The organism is Neptuniibacter halophilus, assembly GCF_030295765.1.
Taxonomy (GTDB): domain Bacteria; phylum Pseudomonadota; class Gammaproteobacteria; order Pseudomonadales; family Balneatricaceae; genus Neptuniibacter; species Neptuniibacter halophilus.
Window position 1 is genome coordinate 2,747,437 of the sequence record NZ_AP027292.1, and the last position, 21,255, is coordinate 2,768,691.

Genomic DNA, 21,255 nt, shown 5'->3' on the forward strand with positions numbered 1-21,255 from the left:
GGCTGCTTAGTTCTGGCCGAAAATGGCGGCGCGTTTGTTGATATAGTCGAACGTCTCGCCCTGTTCTTCGGCGGCGAAGCGCATCTCATCAAGCTGCTGGAAGTTATCGATTTCGTAGTCGGTCATATTGTGCAGGTTGTTGCCGCCAAAATACCACAGCAGATCGCGGGCGATCAGATGGGCCAGTTCCGGGTAGCGACGGAATGCTTTATCAATAAAGTCCTCGCCCTGTTCATGAACACCGGCTTTTTCGGCTTCAAAATCTTCGATTAACTGGCGAAACTCTTCGATAAAATCGAGATCGTCCTGAGCCGGTTCGTCACTGGTAAACGGTTTACGGTTAATGAAGTTGTTGTAAGCAATTTTTAAAAAATTCAGATGATGAATTTGGTAAGATGTCATTCCGGTCTCCGCTTTGAGGTCGCGGCTATTCTATAAGCTTGAGCCTGAACCGGCCAGCTTTCCGCCCGCTTCCCGGTATTGTAGCGGTTTCAACAAAACTATGTTGCAGCCCGTGTCGCTTGAAATTGCCGAAGTGACCCTTATTTTAGAGGCTGTGCATATACTTCCGGGCGGAAACGCCCCGACCGGTATACAGCATCCGATAATAAACCTGACAGCCAATAACTCCCGGGAATGGTAGATGACCCAAGCCTTATCAATAGAAAAACTGCATAAAGTTTACGGCAACGGCTTTGAAGCGCTCAAAGAGATCAGCTTCAGTGTCAGCGAGGGGGATTTTTTCGCCCTGCTGGGGCCGAACGGTGCCGGTAAATCCACCACGTTGGGCATCGTCTCCTCTCTGGTGAACAAAACCTCCGGTAAGGTATCGATCTTTGGTATTGATCTGGATAAAAACCTGACCAGAGCGAAGATGAATCTGGGCGTCGTGCCGCAGGAGTTCAACTTCAATATGTTTGAGAATGTCCGCGACATACTGGTGACCCAGGCGGGTTATTACGGCATCTCCCGACCTGCTGCGACTGAGCGGGCCGATTATTACCTGAAAAAACTCGGGCTCTGGGAGAAGCGTAATGGCCCGGCGCGGATGCTCTCCGGTGGCATGAAACGCCGCCTGATGATCGCCCGGGCATTGATGCATGATCCCAAACTGCTGATTCTGGATGAGCCGACAGCGGGGGTAGATATCGAGCTGCGTCGTTCGATGTGGGAGTTCCTGCAGGAGATCAACCGTGCCGGAACCACCATCATCCTCACCACCCACTATCTGGAGGAGGCTGAGAGCCTGTGTCGCAATATTGCGATTATTGACCACGGCCAGATCATCAAGAACACCAGTATGCGGGAGCTGCTGCAGCAACTGAATACTGAGACTTTTATTCTCGATCTGGAGCAGCCGCTGCAGAACCTGCCGGAGCTGCCCGGCTACACCCTTCGTCAGTTGGATGACGGGGTGCTGGAAGTGGATGTTTTCAAGGAGCAGGGGCTGAATGCGCTGTTCAAAGAGCTGGATAATCTGGGCATTGCGGTCAGCAGTATGCGCAACAAGTCCAACCGTCTGGAAGAGCTGTTTGTCTCTCTGGTAGATAAGAATCTGAAACAGGAAACTGCATGAACACCCAAGCCCTATTTGTAGCCTTCTGGACGATCGTTCGTCGCGAAGTCAGACGTTTTACCCGGATCTGGGCGCAGACGCTGCTGCCGCCGGCGATCACCATGACGCTTTATTTTATTATCTTCGGTAACCTGATCGGCAGCCGGATCGGTGAGATGGGCGGTTTCGACTATATGGAGTATATCGTGCCGGGCCTGATCATGATGTCGGTGATCACTAACTCCTACAGCAACGTGGTTTCTTCTTTCTACAGCACCAAGTTTCAGCGCAACATCGAAGAGCTGCTGGTGTCACCGGTACCGAACTGGGTGATACTGAGTGGTTTTGTGCTGGGGGGCGTTGCCCGCGGTCTGGGCGTTGGTTTTATTGTCACCTTGCTGTCGCTGTTCTTTACTGACCTTCAGGTTCAGCATCTGGGGGTGACCATTGTGGTGGTATTCCTGACCTCGGTTCTGTTCTCTCTGGGGGGCTTTATCAACGCGGTGTTTGCCAACTCATTTGATGATATCAGCATTATCCCGACCTTCGTTCTGACGCCACTGACCTACCTCGGCGGGGTGTTTTACTCGATTCAGTTACTGCCGGAGTTCTGGCAGGGCGTGTCTCAGTTGAACCCGATCCTTTATATGGTGAACACCTTCAGGTACGGTATCCTTGGTATCAGTGATATTAATGTGGGTTTTGCCTTCACAATGATCCTGCTGTTTATTGCCGGGTTATTCTCTTATGCCCTCTATCTGCTCCGCAATGGTAAAGGTATTCGCAGTTAATGAAACAAGATGACATCATCACGCAGTCTCCGCTGGGTCAGGAGACGGCTTACGTCAACACCTATGATCCCTCTCAGCTATACCCGATCGCACGGGATATCAACTGGAAGCAACAGGGCGTGGAGCGGTCTGAGCTGCCGTTTTCCGGCGTCGATATCTGGAACGCCTACGAGCTCTCCTGGCTGAATATGCGTGGCAAGCCGGAGGTGCGTCTGGCGGAGTTCCGTCTGTATGCCGATTCCGAGAATATTATCGAGTCCAAATCGTTCAAGCTTTATCTTAACTCCTTTAACCTGAGTCGTTTCGAGTCAGAAGCGGAGGTCAGAGCGCGTCTGCTGGAAGATCTTGGCAAGGCGGCGGGTGGCCGGGTCGATGTCCGTATCTACCATCCGGATCAGGCACCTGAATTTGGTCAGTTTACGGGTTTCTGTATCGACAATCAGGATGTGGAAATTGAACACTACAGCCCTGCGCCGGAGCTCCTGACCACCGGAGAAGATAAAGTGGAAGAGGTGCTATACAGCCACCTGCTCAAATCCAACTGTCCGGTCACCGGTCAGCCCGACTGGGCAACACTGGGTATCTGTTACAGCGGTATCGAAATTGAGCGTGAAGGTTTACTTAAGTACATCATCTCCTACCGCGAGCATGGCGATTTCCACGAGCAGTGTGTCGAAAAAATCTTCATGGATATCTGGCAGCGCTGCCAGCCGGAAAGTCTGAGTGTCTATGCGCGTTATGTACGCCGTGGTGGTCTGGATATCAATCCGTTCCGCAGCAGTGATTCCGAAGATATCGACAACCTGCGCCTGAGCCGCCAGTAAGGAGCCAAAATGGACGCGTTAGACCTGTTACATAACCGGGTATCCTGCCCGGTCCTGTCTGAACCCGGCCCGACAGAAGAACAACTGGAGGCCATGTTTCAGGCAGCCCTGCGGGCACCGGACCACGGTGCAATTCGCCCCTGGCGTTTTCTCACCATTGCGGGGGAGCAGCGACACAAGCTGGGTGAACTGTTTTTACAGGCGGCCCTGCAGGATGATCCGGATCTGGCGCCAGAGCGCCGCGAAAAAATTCTCAATATGCCGTTGCGGGCACCCACCCTGATTGTGGTGATCGCTGCGGTACGTGAACACCCGAAGGTGCCGCTGCTGGAGCAGGAAGTGTCTGCGGGTTGTGCGGCACAGAACATCATTCTGGCAGCCCATGCCCAGGGCGTCGGCGCCATGTGGCGTACCGGCGATATGGCTTACCATTCTCAGGTACGTCAGGGGCTGGGCGTAGCCGACGCGGAAACCATTATCGGCTATATCTACCTCGGCACTGCTGCCAAAATGCGCCGCGCGCCGCAGCATGATCTGAGTGATTACGTGGCCTCCTGGCCGGTTTAAGGGGGGAAACGCCATGGACAGACAGCAGCAGGCGGATCAGTTTCTGGAGTGGCTCCGGGGGCAGATCCCGCTGATTAACCATATGGGCTTTCAGCCGCTGCGCTGGGATGGCCATGAACTGCAGATGGGGGCTGAACTGGCGCCTAATGTGAATGATAAGGGCACCGGTTTTGGTGGTTCTCTGGCGACCGTGGCGACGCTTTGTGGCTGGAGTATTATCACCCTCTACCTGCGCGAGCAGGGGCGCAACGATGATGTGGTGATCCGCGACAGTCATCTCGAATATTTTCTTCCGGTCACCCGTGATTTTACGGCAGTGACCCAACTGCCGGCCCCTGAAACCCTGAGCGGTTTTGATGCCAGAATGGCAGATAAGGGACGTGCCCGGATGGATCTGGTGATCGAAATCAGACAGGACGACAAGCTGGCGCTGCGTCTCAGTGGCAGTTATGTGGCACTGGAAAAGAAAGCGCCATCCTCGCCTGAATAAATGCCTGCGGAGTGCTTCTGTTCAGAGGCACTCATCATTTTTGGAAAAATCACTTGAGTCTGGAGTAAGCTTCAGGGTTTATGCTGTCAGCATATTCAGTAAAAGCTTAAGGTTTTTCCTATGATCTATCGTTTTTCTCTCCAGGGTATCACGTGTGCCGGTTGTGTCCGCTCACTGGAGCGGGGGCTGCAGGGCGCGCCGGTTATCGAAGATTATTCTGTTAATTTTGCCGATCGGGGCCTGAGCGTCTCGACCTCCGGATCTGCTGCGGAGGTGATTGCCGTGGTTGAAGCGGCGGGTTATGGCGCCATCGAACTCAATGATGAAGACGGACTGGCTCAGGCGGAAGCCGCGGAGCAGGCCCATTATCTGCGAGCATTGCAGCGCAGTTTTATCGGCCTTGGTTTTGGTGCGCTGCTGATGATTCAGGCCTGGTTTGGGCTAATGCCGGATATTACTACATCGGGTGGTCAGTTGCTGGGGGCCGTCACCGGGCTGGCCGCGCTGTTGCTGATGGGCTTCTGTGCCGGGCATATCTACCGTGGCGCGCTGAGTTCGGCTCGCCGCCTGAATTTTAATATGGATACCCTGATCGCACTGGGTACCGGTGCGGCCTGGATCTATTCCTCGGGGATTCTGTTACTGGCGGCTGCCGGGGCGAACCTGCCGGATGTAGCGCGTCACCTTTATTATGAGGCGGCCGTGATGATTCTCGGTTTTATTCTGCTGGGTCAGGCTCTGGAAGCCCGGGCACGGAAAAAAACCGGCGATTCTATCCGCAGTCTGATGAACCTGCAGCCAGCAATCGCGCTGCGGATCCGGCAGGGTGAGGAGAAGGAGGTCGCGGTAGCGCTGCTGGCACCGGGCGATCAGGTACGTATCCGACCGGGCGAACGGGTGCCGGTGGATGGCGAGGTGGCCTCCGGAGACAGTTATCTGGATGAATCCATGCTCACCGGGGAATCGGTGCCTGTGCATAAGTTTGCCGGCGAGAAGCTGGTGGGGGGCACACTTAACGGTTCCGGCAGCCTGTTGATGAATGTTGAGCAGGTGGGCTCGCAGACGGTTCTGGCGCAGATTATTGAAGCGGTGCGTGAAGCGCAGAACTGTAAGCCGGAGCTGGGACGTCTGGCAGACAGAATCGCTGCGGTCTTTGTTCCGGTTGTGGTTGGCATTGCCCTGCTGACCGCACTGATCTGGTGGATCTGGGGTCCGGCACCGCAGTACAGCTACGCCATTATCACCATGATGACGGTGCTGATTATCGCTTGCCCCTGCGCTCTGGGACTGGCGACACCCATGTCGGTGATGGTCGCTGTCGGGCGTGCAGCGCAGGGGGGGATTCTGATCCGCAATGCCGATGCTCTGCAACTGGCTGAAACGCTGAGCACCATCGTACTGGATAAAACCGGCACCCTGACGCTGGGTAAGCCGCAACTGACCGATCAGCACTATCTGCTGCCGGAGTCGGAACAGGCACAGGTCAAGGCGGTGGTGGCGGCGCTGGAATCACACTCAGAGCACCCGCTGGCGCAGGCGCTGGTGAGGGATCTGGAGGTGCCGGAGAAGGCAGAAGTCAGTGATTTTTCCAGCCAGCCGGGTTCAGGCGTCAGTGCCACGTATGAAGGTCAGCGCTGGCTGGCGGGTAACCGTCACTGGCTGGAGCAGAATCAGGTTGATTGTTCCGCGCTGGAGTCGGAGATTGCCGTCTGGAGTCAACAGGCGCGTTCTCTGGTGTTTGTGGCCCGTGATCAGGAGCTGGTGGCGCTCTACGGCGTGGCTGATCCGCTCAAATCTGATTCAGCCGCGGCAGTAAAAGCGCTACAGGAGGCGGGTTTACAGGTCGTGCTGCTGTCGGGGGATAACCGGCAGACGGCAGAAGCGGTTGCCGCCCAGGTGGGTATTACCGAGGTGATTGCTGATGTCCGGCCAGAGCAGAAACAGGAGGTGATCAGTCAACTGCAGCAGCAGGGCGAAACCGTAGCGATGGTCGGGGATGGCGTGAATGATGCACCGGCGCTGGCGCAGGCGGATCTCGGTTATGCCATTGGCAGTGGGTCTGATATTGCCATCGCCTGTGCTGATGTGACCCTGATGTCGGGATCCCTGCATGGGGTTAGCCGGGCAATCAATCTGTCACGGGCCACGGTGCGGAATATACGTCAGAACCTGTTTGGCGCGTTCATTTATAATGCACTGGCGATTCCGGTAGCGGCGGGTGCACTCTATCCGCTGGCGGGTATGTTGCTGAATCCGGCCATAGCCGGTGCGGCTATGGCCATGTCTTCAGTCACTGTGGTCAGTAACGCCAATCGTCTGCGTTGGCTTAAACTCTAAGCCCACGTTGCGCTGATTTGGCCGTTAAGGCGCAGGGATCCGGCTGATTTTCTGAATAATAACCGGCTTTCTGGGAACATCCCGGTGGCCGGCTTGTGCTTCGGTTGGCGTCCGGCTGATTTTTAGCACCAGTTGCAGCCCGTCAGTGACCCGACCAAACACAGCATAGCCAAACCGGCCACCTGTTGCGTCCAGATTACGGTTGTTCACCGCGTTGATAAAAAACTGCGAGGTAGCACTGTGCGGGTCGCGGGTGCGTGCCATGGAGATCGTGCCCTGCAGGTTGCTCAGACCGTTAGTGGATTCATTCTGAATCGGTGCAGCGGTTTCTTTGCGCTGCATCTGCTGATCAAAGCCGCCGCCCTGAATCATAAAGCCGGCGATGGTGCGATGAAAAATAGTCCCTTCATAGAAGCCATTATCGACATAGCTGAGAAAGTTTTTCACGGTTTCCGGCGCCTGCTCTGGAAACAATTCCAGTTTGATCTCTCCCAGATTGGTCTGCATCAATACCATCGGGTTGTTCTCATCGGCATGGGCCTGACCGGAGAGGGCGAGTGTCAGTACGATAAAGCTCAGTATGCGTTGCAACATGTTTAAATCCTGTTATTCAGTTGACCTGCTGGCATAGTACGGTTTTTCCTTACGGGGGTCATCCGGTTTGCGCCATCTGCGTGCCGCTGTGACTAAAGTGGTGCAGCAATGTACTGATATTACGAGGGTTTTGCTTAGCGAGTGTATTACTTCTATAGTAGTAGGGGTAAGTTGCCTGAGGCTGGCAGGAACCGTTTGCTGGCCTTGTCCGGGAGTTGCCATGCAGTTTTCAATTCAACAGTTGGATCACATCGTGATCAATACGCAGGATCTGGACAGCAGCCTTGCGTTCTACACCGATATTCTCGGTTGCGAACTGGTCAGGGTGATTCAGGAGCCAGCGTTATATCAGTTGCGAGCCGGTTCAGCGCTGATCGATATACAGCCGGTGACAGAAGTCGCACGGCCGGGAAATATGGATCATTTCTGTCTGCAGATTAAACCTTTTGAGCCGGATGCTTTGCTCGCTTATATGCGTGAGCACGGAGTGCCCTGTGGCCAGCCTGAGGAGCGCTATGGTGCAACCGGTTTCGGCCAGTCGGTTTATATCGAAGATCCGGAAGGAAACCGGATCGAATTGAAATCAGCTTGACCCCGGTCAAGCGCATGGTAAAACCGGGCTGGATACAATTTATAGTTGTATATAAGTGGCCGCTAATAACAATAACGAAAACTATAATTTGAGGAGTGGGCCAAACCCGTCATAACGCTTGCCGGCAGTGCAGTGCTGTTGTCGCCGTTGTGGCAGAGAGTCTGACTCCCGATAACGAATAAAATAAACGCGTACGCCGCTGTCTGATTTGTAAGCCGGATAGTGGCACCCGAGTGGAGTGCATTTTCAATGGGCAAGATGACCTTAAAGCAGAAAATTCTGCTGCTGACCCTGATACCACTGATTGCCGTGCTGGCGGTAGTGATGTTTGTGGTCAACATACAACTGCGGGATCTCGGTGAGAGAGAGATCGACCTGTTGCGTGAGGAGTTAATGGCCTCCAAACAGGAGGCTCTGAAGAGTTATATTGACCTTGCGGTCTCCTCGGTTGAGCACATCTACAAGAACGCTGCGCCGGGTGATCAGGCTGCGGAAGATGCAGCACTGGAGATTATTACCAACCTTATCTACGGGGAAAAAGGTGATGGTTATGTCTTCGTTTACAAATATGACGGTACTAACCTGGCAACCCGTCCCAAGCCGGATCTGAAGGGCAAAAACCTGATGGGCCTGAAGGACTCCAACGGTGTGCTGATTGTTAAAGAGCTGATCGATGCGGCGAAGAGTGGAGGTGGCTATCTCACATATGTGTGGATAAAACCGTCCAAAAATGCCGAGGTTGATAAGCTCAGTTATGCCGTAGGTCTGGAAAAGTGGCAGTGGATGGTCGGTACCGGTTTTTATATCGATGATATCGACGATCAGGTTGCTGAGGCGACGGCTGCTCTGGAGGAGGATATCCGCAGCACCATGCTGTTTATCCTTCTGATCGGCGGTGGTTTTGTGCTGGTCTTCGGCTTTGTTGCCATCGTCTTTGCCAGCAGCATTGCCAACCCGCTGGCCGCGGCAGCGGCAGCGCTTAAAGATATCGGTGAAGGTGAGGGCGATCTGAGCCGCCGCCTGGATACCAATGCCAAAGGTGAGGTGGGTGAACTGGCTCACGGCTTTAACTCCTTTGCGGCGAAGATTCAGGCGTTGATTGTTGAGGTGCAGAGTGCCATCAGTGATCTGACCCAGTCCACATCGCGGATGACTGAAGTAGTTGACCATACCCGTCGTGAGGTGGATGAACAGCGCCGCGAAACCGAACAGGTGGCTGCTGCTATTCATGAGATGGCGGCTGCGGTGCAGGAAGTTTCTACCAATGCCACCAGTGCATCTCACTCCGCTCAGGCGGCAGATGAAAGCGCGCAGGGCGGTCAGCAGGTGGTCAATGAAACCATTAATTCGATTCAGTCCCTGCAGGGCGGGGTTAATGCGGCTGCGGATGTGATTGCCCAACTGGATCGTGATTCAGAGCATATCGGTACCGTGGTTAACGTGATCAAAGAGATTGCTGATCAGACTAACCTGTTGGCGCTGAACGCCGCGATCGAGGCGGCCCGTGCCGGCGAACAGGGACGTGGTTTCTCGGTAGTTGCCGATGAAGTGCGTACACTGGCAAACCGGACCCAGCAGAGCACCGATGAGATTCAGGGGATGATCGAGAAACTGCAGAGTGGCGCCCGTCAGGCAGTACAGGAGATGGAGCGCAGCCGGGAGCAGACCGATCAGACTGTGGAAAAGGCCAGCCATACGGGTGATCAGTTGGGTAATATTACCAATTCAGTCAGCGAGATCAGTGGTATGAGTACTCAGATCGCTACGGCAGCCGAAGAACAGACGGCCGTTGCAGATGAGCTGAGCCGGAGCATTCAGCATATTGCTGATATCTCTGAACGCGCCAGTGGTAATGCAGATCGTCTGGCGGCAACTACGGCGGAGATGGCGCAACTGGAACAGAGACTGACAACACTGATCAGTCAGTTCAAAGCCTGATCTTACATTGCAGAGAAATAAAAACGGGCCAACGGCCCGTTTTTTTGTGCTGCTTTGTCTGACATAGCGCTCATCAGTTACATCCCCCGGCAGCCCTGGGTGCATGGAAGCTCAGGTTGTGGCAACTGATGCTCGGCCAGCAACTGATCAGATTCCTGCACCTGACGGTTCAGTCCCAGACCCGGTGTCAGACAGTGCAGCCGGCCACTGAGTTTAGCGTCCTGCAGGGGATGCAGGCTGTGATGGTAGGCGCCGCCCCGGCACAGTTCCCGGGCGGTGTGATGCCACATTACATTCAGGTCTTCAGCCCGGGATGTCGCCAGCCCCTGATAATGCAGGGTGTACTGCGCAGTGCCTTCAGGCTCAAAGCTGAACCCGGACTGGCCGTTATAGGGGTGATAGCTGCTGTCGCATCCCGCCAGCAGGAGGCTGCTCAAACCAAGCAGTGCAGCGGATAGTGCAGTAACTCTGTTCATGGTCATCTTCCTTATGCTGAACCTGAATCTTTAATTCAGTTGTATAAAAATAATTTTTATTCAGTACAGTTTGTGGTTAATCTGTGGTGTATAAATTTACATTGCGGTCATAAAGCATTACAGATTTAGAAAAAATATAGTTTTGCATTACAGATTGCTGTTTTCTTAGCTGTGTTCCTTTTTGCAGATAAATCTGTACTGGTGAATGGCATTGTGCTGGTGATTAGTTATGAAACTGTATGAAGCGTTACTTGAGTCTCTGGTGTGCCGGGTTGAGCAGGGCTTTTATCCGGTGGGTAGTAAGCTGCCGTCGATCCGGGCACTGAGCAAAGAGCGTGAGGTGAGTATCTCCACGGTACAGGAGGCGTATCAGAGACTCGAAGAGAGCGGTTACGCAGAGGTCCGGCCGAAATCAGGGTATTACGTGCGTAGCCGGGGCAGTGACGTGGAGCTGCCGGATCTGAGCCGCCCGGCGCAGCGCCCGCTGGAAGTGACGCACTGGGATCAGATTTATCACCTGCTCAGCAGTAGTAAGAAAGACGGTTATAAGGCCTTTGGTACGGCCATGCCGGAAACCAATACACCGACCCTGAAACCGCTGACGAAAATCCTTTCCCGTATTGCGGCAAACAGTGTGGGAGATTTTCTCAATACCAGCGAGATTCAGGGCTCTGCCGCACTGCGTAAGCAGATTGCCCGGCTGGCACTGGACTCCGGTTGTCAACTGCATCCGGACGATATCATCATCACCAGTGGCTGCCAGGAAGCACTGGTTTGCAGCTTGCGTGCGGTCACCAGCCCCGGTGATGTGGTCGCCACCGATTCACCCAGCTTTTATGGTTCTACACAGGCGATTAAAGCGCTGGGCCTGAAAGCACTCGAGATACCGACGCATGCCGAAACGGGGATCAGCCTGGAAGCACTGGAGATGGCGTTGGATCAGTGGCCAATCAAGGCTATTCAGGTGACGCCGACCTGTAATAATCCGCTGGGTTACACCATGCCCGAAGAGCGGCGTAAAGCCCTGCTGCGTCTGGCCCAGCAGTATGATCTGCCCATTATTGAAGATGATATATATGGTGACCTTTACTATCGTTCTCCCCGGCCTAAGACGATCAAGGCGTTCGATGAAGAGGGGCGGGTGTTGCTCTGTTCCTCTTTTTCGAAAACCATTGCTTATGGTCTGCGTGTGGGCTGGGTGGCTCCGGGGCAGTGTACTGACCGGGTGCTGCATAAGAAATTTATCTCAACGGTCAGCTCCCCTCCGCTGCAGCAGGAGGCGATCGCCGAGTTTATTGAAAAAGGGTTTTATGAGCGTCATTTGCGGCGTATGCGGGCTCAATACCGGCTGAACCGGGACCGGATGATTGATCTGGTCAAACGTACAGCGCCCGAAGGCACCCGAATCAGTTACCCGGAAGGCAGCTACCTGCTCTGGGTAGAGTTTCCACCAGAAGTGGACAGCGTCAAACTGGGTAAGCGGATGGAGCAGAAGGGGGTCAGTATTGCGCCCGGGGTGTTGTTCTCAGCTTCCGGTAAGTACCGCAATTTTATTCGCCTTAACTTTGCACAGGTCCCGGACAGCCAGACCGAAGCGACTTTCCGCCAGATCTGTGAAGAGGTCAGGCAGTTGATAGCGGAAGCGTAGGGGTCTATGACAGGCAGGCAAGGCCTGGTTCAGTTCATCAGGCTGTGACAGGTCAGGGCTTCCCGCGCCAGGAGATATCAATTGTCCTGTGTTGTGCCGTGCAATCTCTCAGATACAGGTTAATGAGGCTCTGATAGGGAACGCCTGTATCTTCAGCCATTGCTTTGAAATAGGTGATGACGTCTTCATCCAGCCTGATCGTTACAGGCTTTTTAAGTTTGGATGCGTAAGGATTTTTGCGTGATTTCATTTTTGAGAAATCATATTCGTCTTTCATCTTATTCACCCTCGTAGTACTTACGTTCATGTTTGGTTGCTCTACGAGCTGAGATAATGCGGATGGTCTCGCCGTCACCTCTTTCGCAGTGACAGACCACCAGAATGCGAGATTCATTGCTCATTCCGAGCATGAAAAACGGTCTTCGGATGCCGAATGCTCTGCGTCGAAAAATTGAATCGCGAATTCGTCATAAAACACCGTTTTTGCTTCAGAAAAAGAAATCTGGTGTTTTTTGAGGTTGGATGCGGCTTTGGCAGAGTTCCAGATAAACTATATCATATGTACAGTGTATGTACGAAGTGCGATATGTCAACCGGCAGGTCGTCGTTGGCAGGGGATTAACTGAGTTAATCCGTATAACACTTTAACCGGTTCAGAAGGCTGTTAAGGGAGAACCCGAGCTGTTGACTTAAGGCCCGTGCGCGTTGCTTAAGCTGTTTGCTGCTGTCCTGCACAGGCGCATTACTGGCGAAAACTATCCAGTTGCCGCAGGGGGTATTGCAGCCCCATACCTGCGTGAAAAGTGTCTGCAACAGTTCCAGGGCATGCCCGCTCTGATGTTCACGCCAGCAGTTCAGTACCAGCCAGCCATGGGCTTTCAGGCGGTTCTCTGTGAGGTTGAGATACTGTTCAGAGAGCTGTTGTTCATCGAGCCCTTCGGCGCTGTAAATATCACTCAGAACCAGATCAACCCGGGGCGAATCGTCGCAGCAGAGGAATTCGAAAGCGTCCTGATTGATCACCTGCAGGCGTTTACTGCGCGGGAACTGAAAGTATTTATAGGCGGCCTGAATCACACCCGGACGTAGTTCGACCACCTGCTGTTTGAGGCCGGGAAAGTGATGGTGCAGGCAACTGTTGATACAGCCCGAGCCCAGCCCCAGTGTCAGGGCGCGTTTCGGTTCGACAAACAGCAGAGAGAGCAACATCGCCCGGCTGTATTCATGCTGTGGCACCAGCGGTTCACTCTTCAGCCAGCAGCTTTGTTCGTCATTATCGCCAAACGCCAGATAGCGTTTATTGCCATCATCAAAAATCCGGATCGGGCCAAACTCATCATAACTGCGGTTTATCTCTTTTCCGGGGATGGACATCAGCTTATGCTCTCAAACAAAGAGCGCTATTTTATAAGACCGACGCCCCGGGATTCCACTTCAGATGACCCTGAATCGGCCGATTAGCTCTATTTACCCTTCTCAGCGATGGAGAGAATCGATGGAGATGCAGTGGCAACGTTTGTTAACCACTAAACGCTATGGACACGCCGAACTGACCGAAGAGGAGATAGGTCGCAGTCATTTCCACAAAGATCAGGACCGAATTATCTTCTCCAGTGCATTTCGACGACTGGGGCGTAAGACTCAGGTTCACCCTATGTCGCTCAACGATCATATCCACACCCGGCTGACCCATTCGATTGAGGTCGGCAGCCTGGGCCGGAGCCTTGGTATTCGGGTAGGTGAACTGATTCAGTCGCAACTGCCGGAGTGGGCCAGTGCCTATGACATCGGCATGATCGTACAGTCTGCCTGCCTGGCTCATGATATTGGTAATCCTCCTTTCGGCCACGCCGGAGAGTATGCCATTCGGGACTGGTTTAAACGTCAGCAGAACAGTCCTCTGCTGGATAACCTGAGTGCGGCAGAACGGCTCGATCTGATGACCTTTGAGGGCAATGCTCAGGGATTCAGGGTGGTGACCCGCATAGAAAACCATCTGTTTGATGGCGGTCTGCGCCTGACCTATCCGACGCTGGGTGCGTTGCTGAAATACCCCTGGAGTGCCGCGCATGCGGGTGAAAAAGGCAAGTTCAGTGCGTATCAGACCGAGCTGGAGATACTTAATAAACTGGGGCGGGAGCTGGGGCTGGTCGCCTCCGGGGAGGATCGCTGGTGCCGACACCCGCTGACCTATCTGATGGAGGCGGCAGATGATATCTGTTACGCCATTCTCGATCTGGAAGATGCGATCGAGTTGAATATTCTCAGCTTTGATGAAATCAAACCGATCCTTCTGCAGCTCTGTGGAGATGCCAGTTTTGATGATGATATCTTCACTTCGCAGGCTTCTGCACGGCGTAAAATTTCGGCCATGCGCGGCAGGGCGATGGAGTTTATGGTGGGTTCTGCAGTGCAGGCGTATATGCAGAATCAGCCAGCCATTATGCGTGGTGAGTACCGGGGCGAGCTGCTGGCAGACGGTGAGACGGATGTGCGCGATGGCCTGCGCCGGGCGAAGTCACTGGCCCGGGAGCGGGTTTTTCCGGATACCCGCAAGACCGAGCTGGAGGTCGGGGCTTACACCACGCTTGGTGTGTTACTCGAAGCGTTTTGTAATGCGGTCTACGATAACCACCATCTGCGGGGTGACGGGTTGAGTTACCGGAGTGAGCGGATCATCAGCCTGATGGGTATTCATGCACCTGATCCGGCGTTGCCGCTCTACAAAGCTTATATGCGGGCACTGGATTTTATCAGCGGTATGACCGACAACTATGCCACCTATCTGGCACGTCAGATCGGTGGTCTGAGTTAGGTCCCGGGTGTAGCCGGTGAGGCAGAAGTTGTTTAGAGCCGCAGCGAAAACTCCCTTATACTATGCTTTTCCCTAAGATAAAGAGAGAAGCAAGTGGCATCCCTGAAAGATCAACTCAGCGGTCTGGTTTACTCTACTGAAAAAGGGCAGCTCTGCCCCGGTTGTGGCGAAGCGATCGACGCCTGTATCTGTGCCGAACTGGAAGATCAGCAGCGCCTGCAGGGGCTGGATGGTATAGTCCGCATCCGTCGTGAAACCTCCGGTCGTAAAGGCAAAGGGGTCACCACCATCTCCGGGGTTCCGGTGGCAGAGGCAGAGCTCAAAGCACTGCTGAAAAAGTTGAAAAAGAGTTGCGGTACCGGCGGTGCGCTGAAGGATGGCACCATTGAGATTCAGGGTGATCACCGTGAAAAGCTGAAAGCGGCGCTGGAAAAAGAGGGCTTCAAAGTGAAGCTGGCGGGGGGCTGATATGGCAGGCAAGAAAAGCTGTACTCGCTGCTGGCTGATCCGTTTTGCACTGGGCTTTATGTTCATTGTGCTGATATTTATGTTCAAAGGATTGAGCGGTTTCCTCGGCTGAGCGGGGAGCATAACCGGGAGGATGGATGATGTTGCGACACACGTTGATCGGTCTGCTGCTGAGCGGGTTGTTAATCTCTCCTGCTCAGGCCCGGATCTACCAGTATGTGGATGATTCCGGCAGGAAGATATTTGTTGACCGGCTGAACAAGGTGCCGGCGCGTTATCGCGATCAGTTGGAGGTGCGTGAGGAGGAGCGGGATCAGCTCTCCCCGGAGTTGCTCAACCAGCGCAAGCAGCAACGTCAGACTGACCAGTTCCGACTCCGGGTTTCCCGGCAGCGCAATCAGATTAAAGAGGCGATGCAGCAGTGGGTCACTCCCTACCGTTTTGTTGCTAACCGTATCAGTTTGCCCGTAAAGCTGGTTTATGGCGCCCGCTCGGTCGAGCTGGAACTGGTGATGGATACCGGTGCCTCCTACACGGTCGTGCATAAGCATGCGATCAGCTCTCTGGGTGCGCAGCTCAGGCCGGGCGCTGCGGCACGGATTGCAGATGGCAGTGTGGTGCAGACCAGCGAGGTGATATTCGATCGGGTTGAGATCGGCCCCTATAAAGCAAAAAATGTCCGTGCCGGGGTGATCGATTTTCAGGGCGGGGGTGTTGCCAGTCAGGGCTTACTGGGGATGGATTTTCTGCTCAATGCCCGGTATCAGCTAGATCGGGAAAGTCAGCAGATTATCTGGGACCCGGAGAAGTACCAGCAGTTGCAGGCACAACTGCTGGAGCTGGAGACGCTGGAACAGCAGCTTCGGGATGCCCCTGCTGCTGCGGATGAAACATCAGCTAACTGATATAGCAACACACCTTTCTCAGAAATAGCGTTCCAGCGTTAACTGCAGATGATCATCCTGACGGATCTGATAGCTCAGATCCCGGCTGTCATCAGCAGAGAAAAAGCGCCCGTCCAGACTTAACTTCCAGTTGTCGCCGTAACGGCGGCTCGCCTCCACAATCAGACTGTGACTATGATAATCCAGATCGTGACTGATTCCCGCCAGTAGCTCACTGCTGGCAGCATCGTTGAGGGTCAGCCGTGCACCCATAAACAGGTCGTTCTGGATCGCGGCATCCGCGTCAGTGCCACGCTGGTCCCAGCCATATTCCAGCAAAACGCCGAGATCGGCAGCCGATTCATTCAGACCGTAGAAGGTGTACTCGAAACCGCCCTGAGCGGCCCAGAAGCTCTCCCGGCTGCTGTCCCGGTGAATGGTTTCCAGTTTCCACAGCCAACTGTCGATGGTGGCCTGCAGATCCAGCCCCACCTGATCAATCTGCTCATAATAGGGGGTCAGCCGGGTCGTGCCATCGACCATGCGTGCCTGCAGCAACGGATCGCGGTTGGTACCGTGGAACCAGTAGGCGCCCAGATCGAAATCACCCAGGGTATGGCTCCAGCGGATTGCGGTGTCGAGATGTTTCTGCCCGGCAGCGGATTCATATTCTGCACGGTCCGTATCAACCACCAGACCGCTGCGCAGGCGTCCGTTTTCACCGGCGAAGGTGCGTTCACGGAACCCCGGCAGCAGGAACAGATCGACAATACCCCAATCCCTGACCAGAGACAGATTGAGCATCGGCTGGCCGAGTTTATCCTCGCCGTCAAAGTCTTCGACCCCGTCGGTCTGGTTGATGACATCCACCAGATGATTGAACTCGGTGACGCCCCAGAACACTTTGCGCAGCCCAAGGCGCAGCTCCCACTCATCTTCCACGTGGATCCAGCTCAGTTCACGGATATCGGCGTGGGTTCGTTCACTGTCCTGCTCATCAATACGCAGAAACGGGGAAAACGTCAGGCTGTCGTTGCCGTCGTTCCACTCCCAGAAAAACTCCGGTTCAATGCTGAACGACAGGTTGGTGTCATAATCCTGATGGGGGAACTGCGCATCCTGCGTGAAGGCACGCAGTTCGCCGCTGACTTTACCTGAGAGTTCATAATAGGTTTCTGCCTGAACGGGCAGGGCGGGGATGATCCCCGCCGCAGCCAGCAGACAGGTTGTTAGTGTCCGCTTACTCATATCAACGGGCCCGTTTCAGGGTGTTCTTGTTAAAGTCTGCATCGCTCAGGCCGGTTTTAAACTCATAGGCCTGATAGGTCAGGTCAGTGCTTTTTCCGGTCTGGTGGTTGACCATTTTCATCAGCGCCGGGCGCCAGTGTTTACCTTCGTACTCGGTGTAATCATGGTAGGTCAGCGTTTTCAGCGGTGAGTCTTTGCGGTCATAGAAATCCACCTTCCACGGGCGGTACTCCGCCTGATCGAGCCAGACCACACGACGGGTATAACCGGAGTTTTTATCCACCGGGTATTGTTCAACCACGTAGCAGGTGCCGCCTTCACAGGCTTCATCGCGGAGAAATTTGTAGCTGTATTTTTCCACCTCAAAGGAGGAGAGATCCTCATAGGCAAATTCAGAGCCCATAAACGGGCCGGATTTGTTGCGCGAGGCGATCCGCTTAACCCGTTTCAGAGCTGGCAGGTAGAGCCACTGATCATCGGCACCCACCGGGTGAGAGAAGCTCAGGAACGCAGTCCCTTTTACATCCCGTGGCTGGTCAAATACCGAGAGGCTTTTGTCGCCGTCGTTTTCGACCTCAAGCGATTTCATGCGGATCTCACGCAGGCTCTCCTGACCCTGCTTGTTGCGCAGGATCATATTCATCTGTGCCTGCATATCCTGCCAGCCCAGATCACTGGCCTTGGCTTCTTCGGCGATACGCAGACCTTTCTCTTCCGCAGTTTCAGCCAGCGCCAGCCCGGGCAGGGCGATCAGGCCGGCGATAATCAGGGCATTAAGCGGTTTGGTTAACAGTGTCATTATTCTCTCCTTTTGAATCGGTAACCGTCTGCGTCGGTAATGGCTGGTTTTCCGGCTGGTGGGCCGGTTTACTGTGTTTATCGAGCTTCATCAGCAACGGGGGCAGGAACAGGAAGTCCACGATCAGAGCGATCAGAATGGTCAGGCCGGTCAGCAGCCCCATATCTGCATTCACCTTAAAGCTGGACTGGGCCAGTACCAGGAAGCCGGCGACCAGAACAAAGGTCGTAATCCACAGGGCACGGCCCACGCTGGCAAAGGCGTAGCCAACCGCCTCACGCGGATCTTTGCCACGCTCACGCCGGGCGTGCAGGTATTTGCTGAGGAAGTGAACCGTATCATCCACCACGATACCCAGCGTCATTCCGGCCACGACCGACAGGGCCAGACCCACCTGACCATCGATCAGATACCAGGCGCCGAAGCCCATGGCTGCCGGTGCAAGGTTAGGAATCAGGCTGATAAAACCGAAGCGGACGGAGCGCAGGGCAAAGCCGAGCAGGACCGAAATCAGAACCAGTGCCAGTGCGGTGCCGATCAGCATGCTGTAGATATTACGCTGGCCGATGTGAGCAAACATCAGGCTCGGGCTGGCTATCTGGGCCTGATACTGCGGTGCATTGTCGCTGAACCACTGGTAGATACGCGCTTCCAGTTCCAGTTGCTCGGTACTGGTCAGGTTGTTAAAGGTGGCAATCACCCGGGTGGAAGATTTATCCACGTTGAGCTGGTTGTTCAGATCCAGACCGTAAGGCAGGGACATCTCGTAGAGCAGCAGATACTGGGCTGACAGCTCCCGGTCCTCGGGCAGACGGTAATACTCAGGATCATCACTGTGCATGTTTTTATTCAGGCGCTTAATGATATCGCTGAGGCTGTTAACGTGATCAGTTTCCGGCTGTGCACGTAACCAGTCGGTCAGATCGCCGAGGGTTTTCAGGAAGGTCGGGGTGTTGATACCGCTGGCTTCACCGGCATCCACAGAGATCTCCATGGTGGTCATACCGGACAGGTTGTCCTGCATGTAGTCGGTGGCCTGACGGAACGGCACACTCTGGTCAAAATATTTCACAAAGTCGTCGTTGAGCTGGTTCATCGGCAGCAGCAGAATCACCGCCACCATCAGCAGCGACATACCCGGCAACAGCGCACGGCGTTTAGAAATCACAAACTCTGACAGGCGGTGCATCAGGTCGTTACGTTCAACATCGGACTCTTGTTTAACGCGGATCGGCAGAATACGCAGCAGGGCAGGGAACAGCGTGACGGAGAAGAGAAACGCCAGCATGACCCCTGCTGCCACCATGTTGCCCAGATCCCGGAACGGTGGTGAGTCAGAGAAGTTCAGGCTGAGGAAACCAATCGCAGTGGTCGCGCTGGTCAGGAAGATCGGCTGCAGATTAATACGCAGACTGTCCTCAATCGCTTTACGTTTATCCACGCCCTGTCGCATCTCGTAGAACATGGTGGTGAGGATATGGATACAGTCGGCCACTGCCAGCGTCAGGACCATAATCGGTGCACTGGAAGAGGGGCCGGTCAGGAAAAAGCCGCTCCAGCCTGCCAGCCCCATGGTGCTGACAATGGAGAAGATGATCACCAGCAGAGTGGCAAAGGTACCGCTGAACGCCCGTAGCAGAAGCATCATACCGATAATGACGACCAGAAACATCAGTGGAACCAGAGTGGCGTTATCGTTGATGGAAGCTTCGGCAAAGCTGTTATTCATCATCACCATACCGGAGAGGTGCACCTGAAGGTTGGGGTGTGCACTGCTGAAATCATCCCGCATCTGGCGGACTTTCTGCACCACCTGCGGCACTTCCACTACCGGATTTTCTCCGGGTAGCTGGACGGTGATATTCACCACGGTCACGTGGGCTCTGGCAGAGATCAGCTTATTCACCAGCAGCGGTTCGCTGAGGGCGATCTGCTTCAGGCGTGGCATATCCTCAGGGGTCAGCGTCCCGGGATCCAGTACCAGATCCTCGACGATCATGTCGTCCTCTTCCGACCAGGTGTGCTGATAGTTCGTAATCGAGTCTACCCGGGTTGAGTAGGGCACCTGCCAGGCTTCAGTGGTGATCTCCTGAATTGCGGCGAGGGTCTCGGGGGTGAACACCTCACCATTTTCCGGGGAGATGATAAAGGCCACATTGTCGCTCTTGCTGTAGATCTTCTGCATCGATTCAAATGCGGTTAATTGTGGATTTTCTTCACTGAAGAAGACCCGGTAATCACTCTTGAATACGAGGTTTTTAGCGCCGTAAGCGGCACTGAAAACAAAGATCAGGCTTAGCAGAAGCACCCAGACAGGGTGGTTCAGTACGCTTCTGAATAAACGGTCACGCATTTTACTGCTCCATGAGCCCTTGTGGGGCTGGGTTCCGCAGAACCAGGGTTAGTTATTATTGGGTGTCAGGCCTCCGGTTTCCCGCCGGTAACCTGAGGTTTTACTTATTCTGTTGTGGTACTTAAGGCGGCGATCTCGGTAGCAAACAGTTCCCGGTCAAACCGCGCCAGTGATGCTTCCCAGTCATGTCTGCTACTGTCCGGGCTCCAGCCGAGGCCATCGAGCATCAGATGGCAGTTATTCATCAGCTCCCGTTTTACCTGCATATCCTGTCGCACATTGCAGCGGTCGAGGCTTTCGTGCAGCAGCGCAATGGTGCCGAAACTCATCGACCAGAGAGAAAAAGCGATCTGTTGTGAGTTCAGGTGGGCAGGGGCTTTGAGCTCGCCACTGAGCTGCGCCCGGTGGATGATATCCAGCAGGCTGCTGAGCAGGCGGTTTTCCAGTTCCAGATGCGTTTCCTGACGCTCGCTGGAGGACTTCTCTTTAACCGCCGGCGTCTTGGCGGAGATCACCAGCATAAATTCGACCGGATAGAGCATGGCATGCAACAGGTAGGCATAGCCCACCGCCAGCATCTGTTCCCGGGTGTTTCCTGAAAACCGTCCGGCCCGTTCAAACAGTTCGATCAGTTTTTTCAGACTGCGGTTGCAGACTCCGGTCAGCAGGTCCTCTTTGCAACTGAAGTGGTTGTAGACGGTACCTTTAGAGAAGGGCAGGCGGGCGACCACTTTATCAATGGTGACACCGGCTACGCCCTGTTCAGCCATCAGCACCAGTACCTGCTGCATGATGGCTTCTTCGCGGGCTTCAATCTCTGCTCTGTCAACGAGTTTGGGACTCATAATCTTGTCGGATCCGGTATAAATGACGATT

Annotated in this window: 21 protein-coding genes and 1 pseudogene; 12 read left to right on the plus strand and 10 right to left on the minus strand. The window is 54.4% G+C overall.

From position 1 onward, the window contains the following. Positions 1-6: 6 nt before the first annotated feature. A complete protein-coding gene (locus QUD59_RS12820; protein ID WP_286237457.1) occupies positions 7-402 on the minus strand; it encodes a PA2817 family protein in 396 nt (131 codons plus the stop codon). 241 nt (positions 403-643) lie between these two features. Here QUD59_RS12820 and QUD59_RS12825 point away from each other — a divergent pair, with 241 nt between their 5' ends. The 6 genes from QUD59_RS12825 (at position 644) to QUD59_RS12850 (ending at position 6,564) form a co-directional block, all read left to right on the plus strand. Then, a complete protein-coding gene (locus tag QUD59_RS12825; RefSeq protein WP_286237458.1) occupies positions 644-1,576 on the plus strand; it encodes an ABC transporter ATP-binding protein in 933 nt (310 codons plus the stop codon). Then, positions 1,573-2,346, plus strand: a complete 774-nt coding sequence (locus QUD59_RS12830) for an ABC transporter permease (RefSeq protein ID WP_286237459.1) — start codon at positions 1,573-1,575, stop codon at positions 2,344-2,346. The genes QUD59_RS12825 and QUD59_RS12830 overlap by 4 nt, the downstream gene beginning before the upstream one ends. Further along, on the plus strand, positions 2,346-3,170 hold the full coding sequence (gene queF / locus QUD59_RS12835) for an NADPH-dependent 7-cyano-7-deazaguanine reductase QueF (RefSeq protein WP_286237460.1): 825 nt from the start codon (positions 2,346-2,348) through the stop codon (positions 3,168-3,170). The genes QUD59_RS12830 and queF overlap by 1 nt, the downstream gene beginning before the upstream one ends. 9 nt (positions 3,171-3,179) lie before the next feature. Next, complete coding sequence (locus tag QUD59_RS12840) at positions 3,180-3,737, plus strand: nitroreductase family protein (RefSeq protein WP_286237461.1); 558 nt, start codon at positions 3,180-3,182, stop codon at positions 3,735-3,737. A 13-nt stretch (positions 3,738-3,750) separates the two neighbouring features. Then, positions 3,751-4,227, plus strand: a complete 477-nt coding sequence (locus QUD59_RS12845) for a YiiD C-terminal domain-containing protein (RefSeq protein WP_286237462.1) — start codon at positions 3,751-3,753, stop codon at positions 4,225-4,227. A 120-nt stretch (positions 4,228-4,347) separates the two neighbouring features. Then, positions 4,348-6,564 (plus strand): heavy metal translocating P-type ATPase, encoded by a 2,217-nt coding sequence (locus QUD59_RS12850; protein ID WP_286237463.1) that lies wholly within the window; start codon positions 4,348-4,350, stop codon positions 6,562-6,564. A 24-nt stretch (positions 6,565-6,588) separates the two neighbouring features. Here the strand turns inward: QUD59_RS12850 and QUD59_RS12855 are convergent, their stop codons facing one another. Then, on the minus strand, positions 6,589-7,158 hold the full coding sequence (locus QUD59_RS12855) for a peptidylprolyl isomerase (protein WP_286237464.1): 570 nt from the start codon (positions 7,156-7,158) through the stop codon (positions 6,589-6,591). 220 nt (positions 7,159-7,378) lie between these two features. Between QUD59_RS12855 and QUD59_RS12860 the strand changes: the two genes are divergently transcribed. Then, positions 7,379-7,750 (plus strand): VOC family protein, encoded by a 372-nt coding sequence (locus QUD59_RS12860; protein WP_286237466.1) that lies wholly within the window; start codon positions 7,379-7,381, stop codon positions 7,748-7,750. Between the two features lie 249 nt (positions 7,751-7,999). Further along, positions 8,000-9,688, plus strand: a complete 1,689-nt coding sequence (locus QUD59_RS12865) for a methyl-accepting chemotaxis protein (protein ID WP_286237467.1) — start codon at positions 8,000-8,002, stop codon at positions 9,686-9,688. 77 nt (positions 9,689-9,765) lie between these two features. On the opposite strand, the gene QUD59_RS12870 is transcribed toward QUD59_RS12865, so the two are convergent. After that, complete coding sequence (locus tag QUD59_RS12870; protein WP_286237468.1) at positions 9,766-10,164, minus strand: hypothetical protein; 399 nt, start codon at positions 10,162-10,164, stop codon at positions 9,766-9,768. Between the two features lie 229 nt (positions 10,165-10,393). On the opposite strand from QUD59_RS12870, the gene QUD59_RS12875 reads away from it, so the two are divergent. Then, positions 10,394-11,812 (plus strand): aminotransferase-like domain-containing protein, encoded by a 1,419-nt coding sequence (locus QUD59_RS12875; RefSeq protein WP_286237470.1) that lies wholly within the window; start codon positions 10,394-10,396, stop codon positions 11,810-11,812. Between the two features lie 52 nt (positions 11,813-11,864). On the opposite strand, the gene QUD59_RS12880 is transcribed toward QUD59_RS12875, so the two are convergent. The 3 genes and pseudogenes from QUD59_RS12880 to QUD59_RS12895 all read right to left on the minus strand — a co-directional run bounded on the left by QUD59_RS12880 (position 11,865) and on the right by QUD59_RS12895 (position 13,186). Continuing rightward, entirely contained in the window at positions 11,865-12,089 is a 225-nt protein-coding gene (locus QUD59_RS12880) for a BrnA antitoxin family protein (RefSeq protein WP_286237472.1), read from the minus strand. Position 12,090: 1 nt separating this feature from the next. Then, positions 12,091-12,359 (minus strand): annotated as a pseudogene (locus QUD59_RS19260) (BrnT family toxin). Positions 12,360-12,439: 80 nt separating this feature from the next. Then, entirely contained in the window at positions 12,440-13,186 is a 747-nt protein-coding gene (locus QUD59_RS12895; protein ID WP_286237475.1) for a spermidine synthase, read from the minus strand. A 121-nt stretch (positions 13,187-13,307) separates the two neighbouring features. On the opposite strand from QUD59_RS12895, the gene QUD59_RS12900 reads away from it, so the two are divergent. From QUD59_RS12900 to QUD59_RS12910, 3 genes are all read left to right on the plus strand, one after another. Further along, positions 13,308-14,627, plus strand: coding sequence for a deoxyguanosinetriphosphate triphosphohydrolase (locus tag QUD59_RS12900; RefSeq protein ID WP_286237476.1), 1,320 nt, complete (start codon positions 13,308-13,310; stop codon positions 14,625-14,627). Between the two features lie 93 nt (positions 14,628-14,720). Then, positions 14,721-15,095: a translation initiation factor Sui1 gene (locus QUD59_RS12905; protein ID WP_286237477.1), complete on the plus strand. Its 375-nt coding sequence runs from the start codon at positions 14,721-14,723 to the stop codon at positions 15,093-15,095. A gap of 137 nt (positions 15,096-15,232) precedes the next feature. Further along, complete coding sequence (locus QUD59_RS12910) at positions 15,233-16,000, plus strand: retropepsin-like aspartic protease (protein WP_286237481.1); 768 nt, start codon at positions 15,233-15,235, stop codon at positions 15,998-16,000. A gap of 18 nt (positions 16,001-16,018) precedes the next feature. Here the strand turns inward: QUD59_RS12910 and QUD59_RS12915 are convergent, their stop codons facing one another. From QUD59_RS12915 to QUD59_RS12930, 4 genes are all read right to left on the minus strand, one after another. Then, positions 16,019-17,227 carry a TonB-dependent receptor gene (locus tag QUD59_RS12915; protein WP_286237483.1) on the minus strand — a complete coding sequence of 403 codons (1,209 nt, stop codon included), beginning with the start codon at positions 17,225-17,227 and terminating at the stop codon, positions 16,019-16,021. Position 17,228: 1 nt separating this feature from the next. Beyond that, on the minus strand, positions 17,229-18,026 hold the full coding sequence (locus tag QUD59_RS12920) for an outer membrane lipoprotein-sorting protein (RefSeq protein WP_286237484.1): 798 nt from the start codon (positions 18,024-18,026) through the stop codon (positions 17,229-17,231). Next, a complete protein-coding gene (locus QUD59_RS12925) occupies positions 18,001-20,379 on the minus strand; it encodes an efflux RND transporter permease subunit (RefSeq protein WP_286237485.1) in 2,379 nt (792 codons plus the stop codon). Before QUD59_RS12925 ends, QUD59_RS12920 begins: the two co-directional genes overlap by 26 nt. 104 nt (positions 20,380-20,483) lie before the next feature. Then, a complete protein-coding gene (locus QUD59_RS12930) occupies positions 20,484-21,224 on the minus strand; it encodes a TetR/AcrR family transcriptional regulator (RefSeq protein WP_286237486.1) in 741 nt (246 codons plus the stop codon). Positions 21,225-21,255 lie beyond the last annotated feature (31 nt).